Here is an 18,342-nt window from a genome sequence, read left to right on the forward strand (position 1 = left end):
CAGCCATGATAGACTATGCCGCAATTCTCACGGCCAATCAGCGAGTGTTATTTATGAAAGTAGGCATCATCGGCGCAATGGAGCAGGAAGTCACCCTGCTGCGCGATCAAATCGAAAACCGTCAAACCATCCAGCGCGCGGGCTGCGAAATCTACACCGGCCAGATCGGCGGCGTTGACGTGGCCCTGCTGAAATCCGGCATCGGCAAAGTCTCTGCGGCCATGGGCACCACCCTGTTGCTGGAGCACTGCAGCCCGGACGTGGTGATCAATACCGGCTCCGCCGGCGGCCTGGCCAGCACGCTGCGCGTGGGCGATATCGTGGTGTCGGAAGAAGTGCGCTACCACGACGCCGACGTCACCGCCTTCGGCTACGAGCCGGGCCAGATGGCCGGCTGCCCGGCGGCGTTCGTCGCCGACGACGCGCTGATCGCGCTGGCGGAAAGCTGCATCAAACAGCTGGATCTGCACGCGGTGCGCGGCCTGATCTGCAGCGGTGACGCCTTCATCAACGGCGCCGAACCGCTGGCGCACATCCGCGCCACCTTCCCGAGCGTCGCCGCCGTGGAAATGGAAGCAGCGGCGATCGCCCACGTCTGCCATCTGTTCGGCACGCCGTTCGTGGTGGTGCGCGCCATTTCCGACGTCGCCGACAGCGAATCGCACATGAGCTTTGACGAGTTCCTGGTGGTAGCGGCCAAGCAGTCCACGCTGATGGTCAACGCCATGCTGCAAACCCTGGTCAAGCGCGGTTGATGTGAGACTGTGCTTCACCTCGATGTTCTGCCTGTTGGCGCTCTGGCTGGCTCTGCCGGCCGGCGCCGCGCAGCGGGTGATCAGCCTGGCGCCCAACGCCACCGAACTCGCCTATGCCGCCGGCATGGGCGATGTGCTGGTGGCGGCGAGCGCCTATTCCGATTACCCGCCGCAGGCCGCCAGGCTGGAGCAGGTGGCCTCCTGGCAGGGCATCAATCTGGAGCGGGTGCTGGCGCTCAAGCCGGATCTGATCCTCGCCTGGCGCGGCGGCAATCCGCAACGCGCGTTGGATCAGCTCGCCGCGTTCGGCATCCCGATCTTCTATGCGGACGCCGACAATCTCGAAGGGATCGCCGGCTTGCTGGACAAGCTGGCGCGCTACAGCCCGCACCCGGACCAGGCGCATCAGGCCGCAGAAGGCCTTCGCCGCCAGTTCGCCGCTCTCAGGCAACAGTACGCCACTAACGTGCCACGCCGCGTGTTGCTGCAGTTCGGCACCCAGCCGCTGTTCACCAGCTCCGGCGCCACGCTGCAAAGCCAGGTGCTGGCGCTGTGCGGCGGGCAGAACGTCTTCGCCGACAGCCGCACCCCTTGGCCGCAGATCAGCCGCGAGCAGGTACTGGCGCGTCAGCCGCAGGCCATCGTCATCACCGGCGGCGCGAAAGAGGCCGCCAATGTGAAAGCCTTCTGGGCGCCGCAGCTGCAGGTGCCGGTGATCGCGCTGAATGAAGACTGGTTCAATCGCGGCGGGCCGCGCCTACTGTTGGCGGCGCAGCAGCTGTGCCGCCAGCTGGCGGAGATCCGCTGATGCTGGTGTTCTGGCTGGATATTCTCGGCACGGCGGTGTTCGCCGTCTCCGGCGTGCTGCTGGCCGGCAAGTTGCGCATGGATCCGTTCGGCGTGCTGGTATTGGGCGTGGTCACCGCGGTCGGCGGCGGCACCATCCGCGACATGGCGCTGGCCAACGGCCCGGTATTCTGGGTCAAGGATCCCACCGATCTGGTGGTGGCGATGATCACCTGCGTCTTGACGCTGCTGCTGGTGCGCCAGCCGCGCCGCCTGCCGAAGTGGGTGCTGCCGGTGCTGGACGCCGTCGGGCTGGCGGTGTTCGTCGGCATCGGCGTCAACAAGGCCTTCGCGGCCGGCACCGGCCCGCTGGTGGCGATCTGCATGGGGGTGATCACCGGCGTCGGCGGCGGCATTATCCGCGACGTGCTGGCGCGCGAGATCCCGATGATCCTGCGCACCGAAATTTACGCCACCGCCTGCATCATCGGCGGCATCGCGCACGCCACGGCGTTTTACACCTTCAACATGCCGCTACAACAGGCCATGATGCTGGGTATGGTCATCACGCTGGCCATTCGGCTGGCGGCCATCCGCTGGCACCTCAAGCTGCCCGCCTTTATTCTCGAACGCTGAGCCGCCGCACATCACTCACGGCCGGCCGGCCGGCCGGCGCAGGAGAACGGCACGGCAGTGATCCTCGTGGAAGGGTAGGCATAAAAAAACCCGCCGGCCGTAAGGCGAGCGGGTTGATATTCTGGCAGGCAAACTCAGATGCTGAACGACGAACCGCAACCGCAGGTGGTTTTGGCATTCGGGTTGGTCACCACAAAGCGCGATCCTTCCAGCCCTTCGGTGTAGTCCACCGAACCGCCGACCAGGTACTGCAGGCTCATCGGATCGACCACCAGCGCCACGCCCTGCTTCTCGATGGTCATGTCGCCATCGTTGACCTTGTCGTCAAAAGTGAAGCCGTACTGGAATCCGCTGCAGCCGCCGCCGGTAATATAAACCCGCAACTTCAGGTTCGGGTTTTCTTCGTCAGCAATCAGGAACTTCACCTTGTTTGCTGCTGCCTCGGTAAATTGCAGGGGCAGTGCCGTTTGATCACTCATACTCTTTACTCCCAACATTGTTCAGCATCAGATCGCGACTATGGCTGCCTGATTAATATTAACGATTATCCGATACCTGAGTGTTGCGTTCAAGTATTCACCGCATTTGTTGTATTTTCCTTACTTGTTTTCTGCGCCGCCTCCCGCGCCAGCTGCGCCTCCTGCTTTTGCAGCGTGCGGGCCAGGATCGACGAATACAGCGGCTTGCCGCCGAGCAGCTGCGCCACCACCGTGGCGCCGAGGCAGGTGATGATCATCGGTAAAATAAGTTGGTAGTTGTCGGTCATTTCCAGCACCAGCACGATGCCGGTCAGCGGGGCGCGCACCGTGGCGGCGAACAGCGCCCCCATGCCGGCGATGGCGAAGGTGCCCGCCTCAATGCCGTACTGCGGGAACAGATGCGCCCCCGCCAGCCCGAAGGCGGTGCCGAACAGCGTGCCCAACGCCAGCATCGGCGCGAAGATGCCGCCCGGCGCGCCGGAACCGAAACACAGCAGCGTGGTGAAGATGCGGGTGATAAAGATAAACATCAACATGCCGACGCTGTAGTTGCCCGCCGCGGCGATCGGGATCAGCCCAAAGCCGCCGCCCGCTGCCTCCGGCTGGATCAGCCCCAGAATGCCGCACACGCCGCCGAGCAGCCCGCCCATCAGCAAGACATTGCGCATTCTGCCGCCGTGCAGGCGCGCGAACATGTCCTGGGTGCGGAAAATCAGCGCGTTGAACCCCACGCCCACCGCGCCGAAGATTGCCCCCAACACCAGATAGAGCCACAGGGTATTGATGGGCGCCGAAGAAAGTTTGTCGACCGCGATCACCGCCCCCTGGCCGTTAAACAGCTGGAACACCACGCTCGACATGATCACGCCGATAAACACCGCTTTAATCGAGATCAGGTTGTAGCGGAACTGCGGCCGCATCTCTTCGATGATGAACAGGATGCCGGCCAGCGGCGCGTTGAACGCGGCGGACAACCCGGCGGCGGCCCCGGTCGCCAGCAATGTATGACGCGCCTCGGCGCCGCGAATGCGCAGCACGTCCAATACCATGCGCCCGACGTTGCCGCCCATCTGCACCGTGGGCCCTTCACGCCCCAGCACCATGCCCGCCCCCAGCGTGCCCATGCCGCCGATGAATTTCACCGGGATCACGCGCCACCAGCGTACCGGCCGCAGCTCTTCCAGCGCGCCTTCGATTTCCGGAATGCCCGAGCCGCCCGCCTCAGGCGCAAAGCGCCGCACCAGGTAATAACCCAGCGCCGCCAGCGCGGCGGACAGGATAAACGCCAGGGGCCACACCAGAAGCCAGGAGTCGGCGACCTGCGCCAGCGATGCCAGCCGCTGCTGCTGCACCCACTCCACCGCTTTATCGAAGGCCACGCCGAGCAAACCGGCCAGCGCCCCCACCAGCGCGGCCATCACCAGGATCGCCACCGGGGTTTTATCGCGGCGAATAAACTGACGCACCGCATCGCTGCGGCTAAGACGCGGGCTCAACGTCCCGACGGGCTGTGATTGTGATTCTGTCATCGCGAGTGATTCGTCAGGTAATTTGTAATACAAATAGGCAGAGCGATAATTCTACCCCAACCTGGCGGCGGACGCTGCCGTTAATGGTATCTGACTGTGATCGTTTCATAACGCGGCGCTCTCCTCTAGAATAGCGCGGTCAAATCATTCAAAAGAGAATCCAGGAGCCGATTTATGAGCCTACACAGCAAGTCCGAAAGTCTGTACGCCCAGGCGCAACAGTTGATCCCCGGCGGGGTAAACTCTCCGGTGCGTGCATTCACCGGCGTGGGCGGTGTGCCGCTGTTTATCGAGCGGGCAGACGGGGCTTACCTGTTCGATGCCGACGGCAAGGCCTATATCGACTATGTCGGTTCCTGGGGGCCGATGGTGCTGGGGCATAACCACCCGGCGATCCGCGACGCGGTAATCGAAGCGGCGCAGCGCGGCCTGAGCTTCGGCGCGCCGACCGAGATGGAAGTCAAAATGGCGCAGCTGGTCACTGAGCTGGTGCCGACGATGGATATGGTGCGCATGGTGAACTCGGGCACCGAAGCCACCATGAGCGCCATCCGCCTGGCGCGCGGCTACACCAACCGCGATAAAATCATCAAGTTCGAAGGCTGCTATCACGGCCACGCCGACTGCCTGCTGGTGAAAGCCGGCTCCGGCGCGCTGACCCTCGGCCAGCCGAACTCACCGGGCGTGCCGGCCGACTTCGCCAAGCACACTCTGACCTGCACCTATAACGATCTGGATTCGGTGCGCGCCGCCTTCGAACAGTACCCGTCCGAAATCGCCTGTATCATCGTCGAGCCGGTCGCCGGCAACATGAACTGCGTGCCGCCGCTGCCGGAATTCCTGCCGGGCCTGCGCGCCCTATGCGACAAGTACGGCGCGCTCTTGATCATCGACGAAGTGATGACCGGCTTCCGCGTCGCGCTGGCCGGCGCGCAATCCTATTACGGCGTTGAGCCGGATCTGACCTGCCTCGGCAAAATCATCGGCGGCGGCATGCCGGTGGGCGCCTTCGGCGGCCGTCGCGAAGTAATGGACGCGCTGGCGCCGACCGGCCCGGTCTACCAGGCCGGTACCCTGTCCGGCAACCCGATCGCCATGGCGGCGGGCTACGCTTGTTTGACCGAAGTCTCACAGGTCGGCGTGCACCAGACGCTGACCGAACTGACCGAGATGCTGGCCGCAGGCCTACTGCATGCGGCGCAGGAGGAGAATATTCCGCTGGCGGTCAACAACGTCGGCGGCATGTTCGGCCTGTTCTTCACCGACGCGCCGGCGGTCACCTGCTACCAGGACGTGATGCAGTGCGACGTGGAACGCTTCAAGCGCTTCTTCCACCTGATGCTGGAAGAAGGGGTGTATCTGGCACCGTCCGCCTTCGAAGCGGGCTTCATGTCCGTGGCGCACAGCAAGGAAGACATCCAGCGCACCATCGACGCCGCGCGTCGCTGCTTCGCCAAGCTGTAATCCCGGCCGAATGGCCAAAAAAAAACGGGCGCCTCGGCGCCCGTTTTTTTTCTCTGCGGCTTAAAGCAGCGTGCCGTAAATGGTCAACAGCGCCACCACCACCACGATGATCATCGTCACCTTGCGCGCCAGCGTCACCGCCGCCCGCGGCGTTTGCACCGGATCCATATGCGGATCGCGCGCCAGCGAGAACTGGGCCAACCGCGTCAGCACCTGATACGACGACGAATGCCGATCCCCGAGCGAGGCGAACCAGGCCGGCAACGCGCGTTCACCGTGGCCAAACAGCGCGTAGGCCACTCCAGCCAAACGCACCGGGATCCAGTCCAGCCAGTTCAGCAGGTGATCGATGCCCGATTGCGAACGCTCCAGCGGCGTATTGTGGCGCGCCAGCCAGGTTTGATAGGCGCGCAGAAAGGCATACCCCGCCAGCGCGATCGGCCCGTACGGCCCAAAGACCACAAACCAGAACAGCGGCGCCAGGTAATAACGGAAGTTAATCCACAGCAGCGCGTTTTGCAGCTCGCGCAGGCGCAGCTCTTCGCTGCAGTCCACCGGCAAGCCGTGGATCAACGCCAGCTCTTCCGCCATCTGATCGCTGGCGTGGATATCCCCCTGCCGCGCCGCTTTCAGGTAGGCGCGGTAGTGTTTGCGCTTGATGCCGGCGCCGACGCACAGCAGATCGATGACGATCCACAGCAGCAGCGTCACCACGCCGAAGAACAGCCCGTGCGACAACCACAGAACGCCCCAGACGATCACCATCCAGGCGGCGGTCATCGCCAGCGTCTGTGCCAGCGAAACCCGATGCAGCCGCTGAAATACCACTTCGAGGCGATGATCCAGCTGCCAGTGTTCTCCCAGCTTGAACAGGCGCTCCCAGGCCAAAACCAGCAACAGCGTAAACAGCGTCATTAGCGATTCCTCTCCCTTTTTCTTGTCTCAAGCATAGCGTCGGCGGGCGCGCCGCGTTGTTCCAGAGATGCCAGATAGCGATCCCAATCGAACGCCGGCCCGGGATCGGTCTTGCGGCCGGGGGCGATATCGCAATGCCCGGCGATATTGGCCGCCAGCGGCGGATAATGTTCGGCCAGCAGCACGGTGACCGCCTGCAGCGTGCGATATTGCGCTTCGGTGTAGGGTAACTGGTCAGTCCCTTCCAGCTCGATGCCGATGGAGAAATCGTTGCACCGATCGCGCCCCTGATACAGGGAAACGCCCGCGTGCCAGGCGCGCTGGTCAAAGGGCACATACTGCACGATCGCCCCGTCGCGGCGAATCAGGCAATGCGCCGACACCCGCAGCTGATGGATATCGGCGAAATAAGGGTGCTGCGCAGGGTCGAGCGTGCCGGTGAACAGTTGGTCGATATAGGGGCCGCCGAACTCGCCGGGCGGCAAGCTGATGTTGTGGATGACCAGCAGCGAGGGCGGCTCGTCATCCGGGCGCCGATCGCAGTGCGGCGAGAGCACTCGCGTCGCCCCGACAATCCAGCCATTTTCCAACTGCATCAGACACCTCTCTGCGGTGGTACTTATTCCTGCAACAGAGTAGCATGTTCCCCTACGATCTAACCGTCCATTTCGGAGTTTTCCATGCCGACACGCCGCTACAGTGCCGACAGTCGCCGCACCGAGCTTCTTGAACGAATTGAAAGTGATATTCCCTATGCCGTCGCCCAGGCGCTGCGCGAAGACCTGGGGGGTGAAGTCGACGCCGGGCGCGATATTACCGCGCAATTGTTACCGGCAGACAAACAGGCCGAAGCCACCGTCATCACCCGCGAAGCCGGCGTGTTCTGTGGCCGCCGCTGGCTGAACGAAGTCTTTATTCAGTTGGGCAATCAGGTGCAGGTGGAGTGGCTGGTGGCGGACGGCGACCGTCTGACGCCGAACCAACCGCTCTGCCGGCTGCGCGGCCCGGCGCGGGTGATGCTGACCGGCGAGCGCACCGCGCTGAACTTCGTGCAGACGCTTTCCGGCGTGGCGACCGAGGTCAGCCGCTATGTGGCCCTGCTGGAAGGCACCCGGACTCGCCTGCTCGATACCCGCAAGACCTTACCCGGCCTGCGCACCGCGCTGAAATACGCCGTGCTGTGCGGGGGCGGCAGCAACCACCGGCTGGGGCTGTCCGATGCCTTCCTGATCAAGGAAAACCACATTATCGCCTCCGGCTCGATCAAGAACGCGGTGGAAAAAGCCTTCTGGCTGCACGCCGACGTGCCGGTGGAAGTGGAAGTCGAGTCGCTCGATGAACTGCAGCAGGCGCTGGATGCCGGCGCCGATATCATCATGCTGGACAACTTCAGCGTAGAGATGATGCGTCAGGCGGTCGCCCAAACCCAGGGCCGCGCCCAGCTGGAAGTGTCCGGCAACGTCACCCGCGAGACGCTGCGCACCTTCGCCGAAACCGGCGTGGATTACATTTCGGTCGGCGCGCTGACCAAGCATGTGACCGCGCTCGATCTGTCGATGCGCTTCAAATGATCCCCTCGCCCCCGGCCGCTGCCGGGGGCGTTACCGTAAAATTGCGAACCCCCTCTCACCGTTTTTTTCACCGCTGCAAACCACATCATTACTGATGGAAGCGCGCCGAGAAACGCGTAACCGCCCCTCGCCGTTCCCCCGCGCAAACCGCTACCGTTGTTTTCCACACCCTTATGGAGGAAACAACGCATGGAAACACAACGCGGCTTTAGCCTGATCGAACTGATGGTGGTGATCGCCATCATCGCCATCCTCAGCGCCATCGGCATTCCCGCCTACCAGCGCTACATCCAGAAAGCGGCGATGACCGACATGCTGCAAACCATGGCGCCGTATAAAATGGCGGTCGAGCTGTGCGTGCTGGACGAAGGCGCGCCCGCCGGCTGCGAGTCCGGCAGCAAAGGCATTCCCACCGGCGGCACGTCGCGCTATGTCAGCGGGGTGAAAGTCGTCAAAGGCGTGATCACGCTGACCGGCAGCCAAACGCTACAGGGCCTGGCGGTGGCATTAACCCCCAAGTCGAACGCCGATGGGCTGACCCGCTGGACCCGGCTGTGCAGCAGCGAAAACGCGACGTTGGTTGAGGTGTGCCAGGAAGTCTTCCGCTTCGACAACGCGGCGGAGTAATGGCGATGAACGCGCAAATCAGCGAAGAGGTTCACGCCCTGTGCCGGCGCTATCAGGCGCTGGCGCTGAGCGAAGACCCGACCACCCTGACGGTCGCGCTCAGCGAAGAAGCGCCGCAGGGGCTGCTGGCGGCGCTGCGTTTCGCCACCGGCAAGCGCATCCATTTGGAACAATGGCCGGCGGCCAGGCTGGAGATGGCGCTGAACCAGCACCACGAGCCGCTCCCGGCGCCGTTGACGGCCGAAGAGGACACGACCGACATCGCCTACCCCGACGACGGCGATGCGCCGGTGGTACAGTTCATCAACCAGACGCTGCGCCTGGCCATTCAGCGCCGCGCCTCGGACATTCACTTTGAGCCCTTTCGGCAGCATTTTCGCATTCGCCTGCGCATCGACGGCGTGCTGCAAACCCTTGCCTCACCGCCGCCGCAGCTGGCTGCGCGCCTCATCGCCCGGCTGAAGATCCTCGGCCAACTGGATATCGCCGAGCGCCGTCAACCTCAGGACGGGCAGCTCAGCCTGACGCTGGACAGCGCGCGCTATGCCATGCGCATCGCCACCCTGCCGACGTTGCACGGCGAAAAGGTGGTGCTGCGCGTTCAGCAGGGCGAGCAGCAAGAGCTACCGCTGGATCAACTGGGCATGAGCCGGACGGATCTGGCGCGCTACGCGGCAGCGTTGGCCTGCCCGCAAGGTTTGATCCTGGTGACCGGCCCGACCGGCAGCGGCAAGACGGTAACGTTGTACAGCGGGCTGCGCCAGTTGAATGATGCGCAAAGCAACCTGTGCAGCGTCGAGGATCCGGTCGAGATCCCGCTGTTCGGCGTCAATCAGACCCAGATCAACGCCAAAACCGAGCTGAACTTCACCCGAGTGCTGCGTGCCCTGCTGCGCCAGGATCCGGACGTCATCATGATCGGCGAGATCCGCGATGCGGAAACCGCCGAGATCGCGGTCAAGGCCGCGCAAACCGGCCACCTGGTGCTGTCGACGCTGCATACCAACTCCACGGCTGAAACCCTGACGCGGCTGATGCACATGGGTATCCCCGGCTACCTGCTCGCCGGCTGCCTGAAGCTGGTCGTCGCCCAGCGGCTGGTGCGCAGGCTGTGTCGCCACTGCCGCTACCCGCAAAGCCAGCCGGCGCATTTTCCCACCGCGCTCTGGGCGGAACCGTTGCTCGCCTGGCGCGCCGACGGCTGCGAGCACTGCTTCGGCGGCTATTATGGGCGCATCGGCGTGTATGAACTGTTGGCCATTACGCCGGAAATTCAGGCGGCATTGCTGGCGAACGCCGCTCCCAGTCTGCTGGCGGATATCGCCCGCGAACAGGGGCAGCTTTCGCTGCTGCAGGCGGGTCTGGCGCTGGCCGCCGAAGGCACGACCTCGCTGGAAGAACTGTACCGCGTGATCGACTTCGTCCAGCCCGGCGTAACCACGCCATGAAAGCGCGCCGGTTGTTTCTGTGGCAGGCTTTCGACGCTCAGGGCACCTTACGCCGCGGCGAACTGATGAGCGAGGAAAAACGGCAGGTGAGCCGGCTGCTGATCGAACAAGGCCTGCAACCTTGGCGGATCGGGCACGGCAAACGCGTCACGCCCGGCCAATGGCGCGGAGAACCCTTAATCCACTTCACCCGCCAGCTCGCTACCCTGTTGCAGGCCGGGCTGCCGCTGGTCAATACGCTGCAGTTGCTGGCAGCAGAGCATCCTTCGGCAGCCTGGCGCTGCCTGCTGCGCCAGCTGGTCGACCAGGTGCGCGAAGGGCAGCCGCTCTCCGAAAGCCTTGCCGCACAACCAAGCGTTTTTCCACTGATCTATCGCCAACTGATCGCCATCGGCGAACTGACCGGCAACCTCGATCGCTGCTGCCTGCAGTTGGCGCAACAACAGGAGGCCCAGTTGCTGCTGCGCCGCAAGGTGACCAAAGCGCTGCGGTATCCCCTCTTCATCTGCGCGGTGGCGCTACTGGTCAGCGTGCTGATGCTGGTGATGGTGCTGCCGGAATTTGCCAAGGTTTATCAGTCGTTCGATGCGCCGCTGCCCTGGTTTACCCAAGGATTATTGGGGTTGTCCGCGCTGCTGATCGCCGTTGGCCCCTATTTGGCGCTGCTGCTCGGCGCGTTGCTGTTCGGCTACTGCCGCTGGCTGCATCCGCGCCCTCCGTGGCGCCAACGCGAACAGGCCGCCTTGCTGCGCCTGCCGCTGATTGCCCGGCTGGTGAGCGGCGGCGCGCTGAGCCAAACATTTCGTATCCTGACCATGACCCAACGCGCGGGGCTGACGCTGGTGGAAGGCTTGAACGCGGCGGCGCTGGCGGCGGATCATCCGCTGTACCGGCAGGCGCTGGAGCAGGTGCAACGGCAGATCGCCGAAGGCGAAGCGTTTCATCAGGCCCTGGGTTTGCAACCGCTGTTTCCGCCACTGTGCCGGCAGCTGGTGCGGGTGGGCGAGGAGTCCGGTTCGCTGGACGCCTTGCTGGATAAGTTGGCGCAGTGGTATGAACGGCAGACGCACGAGCTGGCCGATACGCTGGCGCAAACGCTGGAGCCGCTGTTGATGCTGGTGGTGGGCGGGATTGTCGGCGCTTTGGTGATCGCCATGTATCTGCCTATCTTTCAACTGGGCAGCGTGCTGGGATAAAGAAGAGGATAGCGGGCACCGCGGTGCGCGGCGCCCGAATGCAAGCTGCGGCTTATTTGCTGCCGAAGACGCGGTTTTCCTGCTCCGCCACACGGATAAAGGTGGTGCGCTTGGTCAGCTCTTTCAGACGCTCGGCGCCGACGTAGGTGCAGGCGGAACGCAAGCCGCCGAGGATATCACGCACGGTAAACTCCACCTCGCCGCGCAGCGGCAGCTTGACGGTTTTGCCTTCGGCCGCGCGATACTCTGCTACGCCGCCGACGTGGCGCTTCATCGCCGATTCAGAGCTCATGCCGTAGAACAGCATGAACTTCTCGCCGTTCTCTTCCACCACGGTGCCTTCGCACTCGTCGTGGCCGGCCAGCATGCCGCCCAGCATCACGAAGTCCGCGCCGCCGCCGAAGGCTTTGGCGACATCGCCCGGCACCGAGCAGCCGCCGTCGCTGACGATTTGGCCGCCCAGCCCATGGGCCGCGTCGGCGCATTCGATCACCGCCGACAGCTGCGGATAGCCCACGCCGGTCTTCACGCGGGTGGTGCATACCGATCCCGGGCCGATGCCGACTTTAACGATGTCGGCGCCGGAGAGGATCAACTCTTCCACCATCTCGCCGGTCACTACGTTGCCGGCGCAGATGACGTGATTCGGGCAGGCTTCGCGCGCTTTCTGCAGGAAGGCGACGAAGTGTTCGGAGTAGCCGTTGGCCACGTCGATACAGATGAATTTCAGCGCCGGAGACAGCGCCAGGATTTGCTGCATTTTGGCGAAGTCGGCTTCGGAGGTGCCGGTGGACACCATCACATGGCGCAGCACCGATTCCGGCATGCGCTGCACGAAGTCAGCCCATTGCTCGACGCTGTAATGTTTGTGTACGGCGGTGAGAACGTCGAAAGAAGCCAGGGCCTCGGCCATGCGGAAGGTGCCCACCGTGTCCATGTTGGCTGCGATAATCGGCACGCCGGACCAGCTGCAACCTGAATGCTTGAAGGTAAACTGACGTTCCAGTTCAACCTCGGAGCGGCTTTTCAGCGTGGAACGCTTAGGGCGGATCAACACGTCTTTAAAGCCCAACTTCAAATCTTCTTCAATACGCATGACTTATGATTTCCTGGTTAATGGCGACGGATCGCAAGGAGGATATTCGAACCTCTACCCGACGGCTTTCCAGTGGCGCAAAAAGACGGCGGCGAGATTAATGCCAGTTCCAGTGACGTTATAATACGCGCTAATAATCGCCGAACAAGACTGCGAATTCGCCTTTATTTACGCTACAATCCGACAAATTTACCTGCATAATCGCAGTGTGATTGCCCGCTCATTTTTGCCGTGCCGCTGCGTTTTTTCTCGCCACCCAATCGGTGCCGATGCGCAAGCGCCGCCTGCCGACTTGCACTTCTGCGCGATCGCTTTATGATTCGACTATTATTTTTTTATGAACATCGGATGCACCTAACACCATGGCCTACATTGTTGCGTTGACCGGGGGCATAGGCAGCGGCAAGACGACCGTCGCGAACGCCTTTGCGCGCCACGGCGCAACCCTTGTCGATGCCGACGTGATCGCCCGTCAGGTCGTCGAGCCGGGCACCCCTGCCTTGGCCGCGATCGCCGAACGATTTGGTAATGAAATGTTGCTGCCGGACGGTGCGTTGGATCGCGCTGCGCTGCGTCAGCGCATCTTCAGCCATCCCGATGACAAAACCTGGCTGAACCAGCTGCTGCACCCGCTGATACACCGAGAAACCCAGCGCCAACTGGCGCAGGCCACCAGCCCGTACGCGCTGTGGGTGGTGCCGCTGCTGGTGGAAAACCGCCTGCAGGATCGCGCCGATCGGGTGCTGGTGATCGACGTCGACGCCGAAACCCAGCTGGCTCGCACCATCGCGCGCGACGGCGTAAGCCGTGAGCAAGCGCAGAGCATTCTCGCCGCCCAGGCCACGCGCCAGCAGCGCCTCGCCGTGGCGGATGACATTATTGACAACAGCGGCGCCGCTCAGGGGATAGAGCCACAGGTCGCCGCTCTGCATCGTCGCTACCTTGAACTGGCGGCAACAGCGCCCCAACAGGATTAAACTGCATGAGTGATGTTTCCCCAACCGTTCTCTTTGAACACCCGCTGAACGAGAAGATGCGCACCTGGCTGCGCATCGAATTCCTGCTGCAACAGCTGCACGGCCAACGCGCCCTGAGTGAAACCGCCATCGCCCTCACCTTCTTTCGCACCGTCTCCGACTTGCTGGACGTGCTGGAGCGCGGCGAAGTGCGCACCGAACTGCTCAAAGAGCTGGAGCGCCAGCAGCAGAAACTGTTGGCCTGGGCCGATGTGCCGGGCGTGGATATGGCGCTGATCGACCAGCTGCGCGGCCAGCTGAAGTCGCGCTCATCGGCGCTGATGGCGGCGCCGCGCCTCGGCCAGGCGCTGCGCGAAGATCGGCTGATCGGCCTGGTGCGTCAGCGGCTGAACATTCCTGGCGGTTGCTGCAGCTTCGATCTGCCGACCCTGCACATGTGGATGCACGCGCCGCAGCAAGATCGCGATGCCGACGTCGCCGCCTGGCTGCAGTCGCTGGATCCGCTGAACCAGGCGCTGATCATGGTGTTGGATCTGATCCGCCAATCCGGGCCGTTCCGCAATCAAATCAGCCTGAACGGTTTTTTCCAGGACAACGCCGAAGGGGCGGATCTGCTGCGCCTGCGCCTCCATCTGGCGCCGCAGCTTTATCCGCAGATTTCCGGCCATAAGACGCGTTATGCTATTCGTTTCCTGCCGCTGGACAGCGAACATGGCGCGGTGCCTGAACGCCTGACGTTCGAACTGGCCTGTTGTTGAACTTATGAAAGAAAGCCTTCTCAGCACCGCAAGAAGGCGTAAGGAACCGTTATGACGACCGTAGTAAAATGCCCAACCTGTGGCACCGGCGTGGTTTGGGGTGAAGTCAGCCCATTCCGGCCGTTTTGCAGCAAACGCTGCCAGCTGATCGATCTCGGCGAGTGGGCCGATGAAGAGAAGCGCATTCCGAGCAACAGCGATCTGTCGGAAAGCGAAGACTGGAGCGAAATGGACGATCGCTGATCGCCCGCTGTTGGCCTGGCGGACGCCAGGCCAAACTGGTTATTGCGCGGCGTTCGCCTGTGCCACCAGCAGCTGAATAATGCCGACGTTGGCTTCCGGGAACTCGTCTTCACGCAGGTCCACCTGTTTTACCCAGCGCATCGGTTGCCCCTCGCGGCCGAACGGCTCACCCGCCCAGGCTTCTACCAGATAAAAATTCAGCGTCACGATGCGATCGCTGAAGCGGTGCTCCACCACCTCCAGCAGTTCGGCGCGTTCGGTTTCGATACCGGTCTCTTCCCGCAGCTCGCGGCTCAACGCCTGTTCCGGCGTTTCACCCTGTTCGATCTTACCGCCGGGAAACTCCCAAAAGCCGGCCATGTGCGCATCGGCGGCGCGGCGGGTAATAAAGATCTCCTGTTGAGCATTGCGGATAATGCCCACGGCGATATTCAGATGTTTCATCTCACCCTCCTGATGGGTGCCAAAAAACAGGGGCTCAGCAAGCTGAACCCCTGGGTGTTATCGGTTAACCGCGGCCGGCATTACTGCAGGCGGCCGTGGCACTGCTTGTATTTCTTGCCGGAACCGCATGGGCAAGGATCGTTGCGCCCCACTTTACGCTCGGCGGTCGCCGGCGCGTTCGGATCTTCAGTCACCAGCGCGTTCTCGTCGTGGTGGCTCAGCTGTTGCTGCTGCGCCAGACGCTCGGCCTCTTCACGGCGCTGCTGTTCCAGCGCTTCCACCTCTTCCGGCATCCGCACCTGTACCTTGCTCAGCACGCTGATCACTTCATATTTCAGCGATTCCAGCATGGTGGCGAACATGTTGAAGGATTCACGCTTGTACTCCTGCTTCGGATCCTTCTGCGCGTAACCGCGCAGGTGGATACCCTGGCGCAGGTAGTCCATCGCCGCCAGATGCTCTTTCCACAGAGAATCCAACGTCTGCAGCATCACGCCCTTCTCGAAGTTGCGCATCATCTCGCTGCCGACCACTTCTTCCTTACGCTGATACTGCTCTTTGGCGTTCTCCAGAATGCGTTCGCGCAGCGTCTCTTCGTGCAGCTCCGGCTCTTTGTCCAGCCACTGGGCGATCGGCATCTCCAGATCGAAGTCGTTCTTCAGGCGCTCTTCCAGCCCCTGAATATCCCACTCTTCTTCCAGCGACTGCGGCGTGATGTAGTTGTCGATGGTGCTCTTGAACACGTCCTCGCGGATGCTGGCGATGGTTTCGCTCACGTCGGACACGTCCAGCAATTCGTTGCGTTGGCTGTAGATGGCGCGGCGCTGATCGTTGGCGACGTCATCGTACTCCAGCAGCTGCTTACGGATGTCGAAGTTGCGGCTCTCTACCTTACGCTGGGCATTGGCGATCGCCTTGGTCACCCACGGGTGCTCAATCGCTTCGCCTTCTTTCATGCCCAGTTTACGCATCATGCCGGATACGCGATCCGAGGCGAAGATACGCATCAGGGCATCTTCCATCGACAGATAGAAGCGGGATGAACCGGCGTCGCCCTGACGACCGGAACGGCCGCGCAGCTGGTTATCGATACGGCGCGATTCATGGCGCTCGGTGCCGATGATATGCAGGCCGCCCGCCGCCAGCACCGCGTCGTGGCGCTCTTTCCAGGCGGCTTTGACGGCTTCGATCTGCTCTTCGGTCGGTTCTTCCAGCAGCGCCACTTCGGCCTGCCAGCTGCCGCCCAGCACGATATCGGTACCACGACCCGCCATGTTGGTGGCGATGGTTACCGCACCGCTCTGGCCGGCCTGGGCGACGATGTCCGCTTCCATGGCGTGGAATTTGGCGTTCAGCACCTTGTGGTCGATGCCCGCTTTGGTCAGCTCACGGGACACCACTTCGGATTTCTCGATCGAGATGGTACCCACCAGCACCGGTTGGCCTTTGGCGGTACGCTCGCGGATGTCCTCGATGATGGCGCCGATCTTCTCTTTCTCGGTCATGTACACCAGATCCGGCATGTCCTTACGGATCATCGGACGGTTGGTTGGCACCACGATGGTGTCCAGCTTGTAGATCGAGCTGAATTCGAAGGCTTCGGTATCGGCGGTACCGGTCATCCCGGCCAGCTTCTCGTACAGACGGAAGTAGTTCTGGAAGGTGATCGAAGCCAGCGTCTGGTTCTCGTTCTGGATCTCCACGCCTTCTTTGGCTTCCACCGCCTGGTGCAGACCGTCGGACCAACGGCGGCCCTGCATGGTACGGCCGGTGTGTTCATCGACGATGATCACTTCGCCGTCTTTCACGATGTAGTCAACGTCGCGGGTGAACAGCACGTGGGCGCGCAGCGCGGCGGTAACGTGGTGCATCAGCATGATGTTGGTCGGCGAGTACAGCGATTCGCCTTCATCCATGATGCCGGCTTCCACCAGCATCTCTTCGATCAGGATCAGGCCGCGTTCGGTCAGGTGGACCTGGCGCGCCTTCTCATCCACCGAGAAGTGCCCTTCACCCTTGAAGGTGTCGGAGTCTTCTTTTTCCTGGCGGATCAGTTTAGGGATCAGCTTGTTGACCTTGATGTACATCTCGGAGCTGTCTTCGGCCGGGCCGGAGATGATCAGCGGCGTACGCGCTTCATCGATCAGGATGGAGTCCACCTCATCCACCAGCGCATAGTGCAGTTTGCGCTGCACGCGCTCTTCCGGGCTGAACGCCATGTTGTCGCGCAGGTAGTCGAAGCCGTATTCGTTGTTGGTGCCGTAGGTGATGTCGGCGGCGTAAGCTTCACGCTTGGCCGGCGCCGGCATGCCCGGCAGGTTGATGCCGATGCTCAGGCCGAGGAACTCGAACAGCGGGCGGTTGTTTTCGGCGTCACGCTGCGCCAGATAGTCGTTGACGGTCACCACGTGCACGCCGCGGCCGCTCAGGGCGTTCAGGTAGGCCGGCAGCGTCGCGGTCAGGGTTTTACCTTCACCGGTACGCATCTCGGCGATGCAGCGGTCGTTCAGCACCATGCCGCCCAGCAGCTGCACGTCGAAGTGACGCATGCCGAACACGCGCTTGCTCGCCTCGCGCACCACGGCGAAGGCTTCCGGGATCAGGCTTTCCAGCGACTCACCTTTTTCCAGGCGTGCGCGGAACTCGTTGGTTTTCGCTTTCAGCTCGTCATCGGACAGTTTTTCCATGTCCGGTTCCATGCGGTTGATCTGCTCAACCACTTTGCGCATGCGGCGCAGGGTACGATCATTACGGCTGCCAAAAACTTTGGTTAATAATTTCACTAACATGATGTTTGATATCTCTGTCATGACGGCCGAAGGCGGCAGTCAACTTGCTATTATTTATGGTTTTTGTGCCCTAAGGGCGGAGTCAGACGAGAACGACGGGCCCGGCGCGAATGCCCTGCACCTGAGCCACCCACAGGCCGGTCTGGTGCCGCGCCAGCGTTGGCAGCACCTCGAGGTGGGTGTGGCGAATAATGGTCGGCGGCTTCGGCTCATGCGTCAGCAGCGCATTGAGGGTAGACAGCAGCGCCAGTTGCGCTACCTGCAAAGGCGGTTCCGCTTCGGCTTCGCTCTCCTGTACCCGCGCATAAACCGCCTGCGGCGCCAGCGCGAAAGAGAGGTGACGAATGACGGTGCGCAGTGCATGCTGCTGCCAATAATCTACGCTGAAGGTAGGGCGGCGGTGCGCGTCCTGCAGCAGGGCCAGGCTGGTGAAGGTGCCGTTGGCCGAATTTTGCCGGTTAAGGCTGGACGACGTATTCGGCAGTGCGGCCTGATCGGGAGCGCCGGACAAATTGGAAGACGCGCCAAGCGTGGCCGCAACCATCCCTAACAGGAGATGGGGCCAGAAATAACGTCTGCCAAATTGTCGCCAACGATTTAGAATACCGATCACGAGTTTATAATCCGCC

Annotated in this window: 19 protein-coding genes; 11 read left to right on the forward strand and 8 right to left on the reverse strand. The window is 62.4% G+C overall.

The features are described 5' to 3' along the window. Positions 1-53 precede the first annotated feature (53 nt). From mtnN to ACMGF9_RS19930, 3 genes are read left to right on the forward strand one after another with little or no spacing between them, the layout of a single operon-like run. Entirely contained in the window at positions 54-755 is a 702-nt protein-coding gene (mtnN, locus tag ACMGF9_RS19920) for a 5'-methylthioadenosine/S-adenosylhomocysteine nucleosidase (RefSeq protein WP_414160378.1), read from the forward strand. Between the two features lie 22 nt (positions 756-777). Then, a complete protein-coding gene (gene btuF / locus ACMGF9_RS19925; RefSeq protein WP_015376664.1) occupies positions 778-1,563 on the forward strand; it encodes a vitamin B12 ABC transporter substrate-binding protein BtuF in 786 nt (261 codons plus the stop codon). Then, a complete protein-coding gene (locus ACMGF9_RS19930; protein WP_033641866.1) occupies positions 1,563-2,177 on the forward strand; it encodes a TRIC cation channel family protein in 615 nt (204 codons plus the stop codon). The genes btuF and ACMGF9_RS19930 overlap by 1 nt, the downstream gene beginning before the upstream one ends. A gap of 134 nt (positions 2,178-2,311) precedes the next feature. Here the strand turns inward: ACMGF9_RS19930 and erpA are convergent, their stop codons facing one another. After that, entirely contained in the window at positions 2,312-2,656 is a 345-nt protein-coding gene (gene erpA, locus ACMGF9_RS19935; protein ID WP_004932708.1) for an iron-sulfur cluster insertion protein ErpA, read from the reverse strand. An 89-nt stretch (positions 2,657-2,745) separates the two neighbouring features. Further along, positions 2,746-4,185, reverse strand: coding sequence for a H(+)/Cl(-) exchange transporter ClcA (gene clcA / locus ACMGF9_RS19940; RefSeq protein WP_033631797.1), 1,440 nt, complete (start codon positions 4,183-4,185; stop codon positions 2,746-2,748). Between the two features lie 174 nt (positions 4,186-4,359). Here clcA and hemL point away from each other — a divergent pair, with 174 nt between their 5' ends. Further along, on the forward strand, positions 4,360-5,649 hold the full coding sequence (gene hemL / locus ACMGF9_RS19945) for a glutamate-1-semialdehyde 2,1-aminomutase (RefSeq protein ID WP_118892440.1): 1,290 nt from the start codon (positions 4,360-4,362) through the stop codon (positions 5,647-5,649). A gap of 60 nt (positions 5,650-5,709) precedes the next feature. Here the strand turns inward: hemL and ampE are convergent, their stop codons facing one another. Together ampE and ampD are read right to left on the reverse strand one after the other, a co-directional pair. Beyond that, on the reverse strand, positions 5,710-6,564 hold the full coding sequence (gene ampE, locus ACMGF9_RS19950; protein WP_004932714.1) for a beta-lactamase regulator AmpE: 855 nt from the start codon (positions 6,562-6,564) through the stop codon (positions 5,710-5,712). Further along, positions 6,564-7,160 (reverse strand): 1,6-anhydro-N-acetylmuramyl-L-alanine amidase AmpD, encoded by a 597-nt coding sequence (gene ampD / locus ACMGF9_RS19955; RefSeq protein ID WP_118892441.1) that lies wholly within the window; start codon positions 7,158-7,160, stop codon positions 6,564-6,566. The genes ampE and ampD overlap by 1 nt, the downstream gene beginning before the upstream one ends. An 84-nt stretch (positions 7,161-7,244) precedes the next feature. Between ampD and nadC the strand changes: the two genes are divergently transcribed. From nadC to hofC, 4 genes are all read left to right on the forward strand, one after another. Beyond that, on the forward strand, positions 7,245-8,135 hold the full coding sequence (nadC, locus tag ACMGF9_RS19960) for a carboxylating nicotinate-nucleotide diphosphorylase (protein WP_004932717.1): 891 nt from the start codon (positions 7,245-7,247) through the stop codon (positions 8,133-8,135). 189 nt (positions 8,136-8,324) lie between these two features. Then, the gene (ppdD, locus tag ACMGF9_RS19965; protein WP_015376659.1) at positions 8,325-8,762 is read left to right on the forward strand and encodes a prepilin peptidase-dependent pilin; all 438 of its coding nucleotides are present in this window, start codon (positions 8,325-8,327) and stop codon (positions 8,760-8,762) included. A 5-nt stretch (positions 8,763-8,767) separates the two neighbouring features. After that, a complete protein-coding gene (gene gspE / locus ACMGF9_RS19970; RefSeq protein WP_414160379.1) occupies positions 8,768-10,210 on the forward strand; it encodes a type II secretion system protein GspE in 1,443 nt (480 codons plus the stop codon). Further along, positions 10,207-11,406 carry a protein transport protein HofC gene (gene hofC / locus ACMGF9_RS19975; RefSeq protein WP_118892442.1) on the forward strand — a complete coding sequence of 400 codons (1,200 nt, stop codon included), beginning with the start codon at positions 10,207-10,209 and terminating at the stop codon, positions 11,404-11,406. Before gspE ends, hofC begins: the two co-directional genes overlap by 4 nt. Positions 11,407-11,458: 52 nt before the next feature. On the opposite strand, the gene ACMGF9_RS19980 is transcribed toward hofC, so the two are convergent. Next, positions 11,459-12,502 (reverse strand): GMP reductase, encoded by a 1,044-nt coding sequence (locus tag ACMGF9_RS19980; protein WP_015376656.1) that lies wholly within the window; start codon positions 12,500-12,502, stop codon positions 11,459-11,461. A gap of 362 nt (positions 12,503-12,864) precedes the next feature. Between ACMGF9_RS19980 and coaE the strand changes: the two genes are divergently transcribed. Genes coaE through yacG form a run of 3 tightly spaced genes read left to right on the forward strand, consistent with a single transcriptional unit; the run spans position 12,865 to position 14,480 of the window. Next, complete coding sequence (gene coaE, locus ACMGF9_RS19985; RefSeq protein ID WP_004932729.1) at positions 12,865-13,479, forward strand: dephospho-CoA kinase; 615 nt, start codon at positions 12,865-12,867, stop codon at positions 13,477-13,479. Positions 13,480-13,484: 5 nt separating this feature from the next. Continuing rightward, on the forward strand, positions 13,485-14,237 hold the full coding sequence (gene zapD, locus ACMGF9_RS19990) for a cell division protein ZapD (protein ID WP_004932732.1): 753 nt from the start codon (positions 13,485-13,487) through the stop codon (positions 14,235-14,237). A gap of 51 nt (positions 14,238-14,288) precedes the next feature. Further along, the gene (gene yacG, locus ACMGF9_RS19995) at positions 14,289-14,480 is read left to right on the forward strand and encodes a DNA gyrase inhibitor YacG (protein WP_004932737.1); all 192 of its coding nucleotides are present in this window, start codon (positions 14,289-14,291) and stop codon (positions 14,478-14,480) included. A gap of 39 nt (positions 14,481-14,519) precedes the next feature. Here yacG and mutT read toward each other — a convergent pair whose 3' ends face one another. The 3 genes from mutT to secM form a co-directional block, all read right to left on the reverse strand. After that, the gene (gene mutT / locus ACMGF9_RS20000) at positions 14,520-14,924 is read right to left on the reverse strand and encodes an 8-oxo-dGTP diphosphatase MutT (RefSeq protein ID WP_015376655.1); all 405 of its coding nucleotides are present in this window, start codon (positions 14,922-14,924) and stop codon (positions 14,520-14,522) included. An 80-nt stretch (positions 14,925-15,004) separates the two neighbouring features. After that, positions 15,005-17,713 (reverse strand): preprotein translocase subunit SecA, encoded by a 2,709-nt coding sequence (gene secA / locus ACMGF9_RS20005; RefSeq protein ID WP_021505333.1) that lies wholly within the window; start codon positions 17,711-17,713, stop codon positions 15,005-15,007. An 82-nt stretch (positions 17,714-17,795) separates the two neighbouring features. Then, positions 17,796-18,326, reverse strand: a complete 531-nt coding sequence (gene secM / locus ACMGF9_RS20010) for a secA translation cis-regulator SecM (RefSeq protein ID WP_076740942.1) — start codon at positions 18,324-18,326, stop codon at positions 17,796-17,798. Positions 18,327-18,342: the final 16 nt, after the last annotated feature.

This window comes from Serratia sp. BNK-23 (assembly GCF_047456145.1).
Taxonomy (GTDB): domain Bacteria; phylum Pseudomonadota; class Gammaproteobacteria; order Enterobacterales; family Enterobacteriaceae; genus Serratia; species Serratia nematodiphila.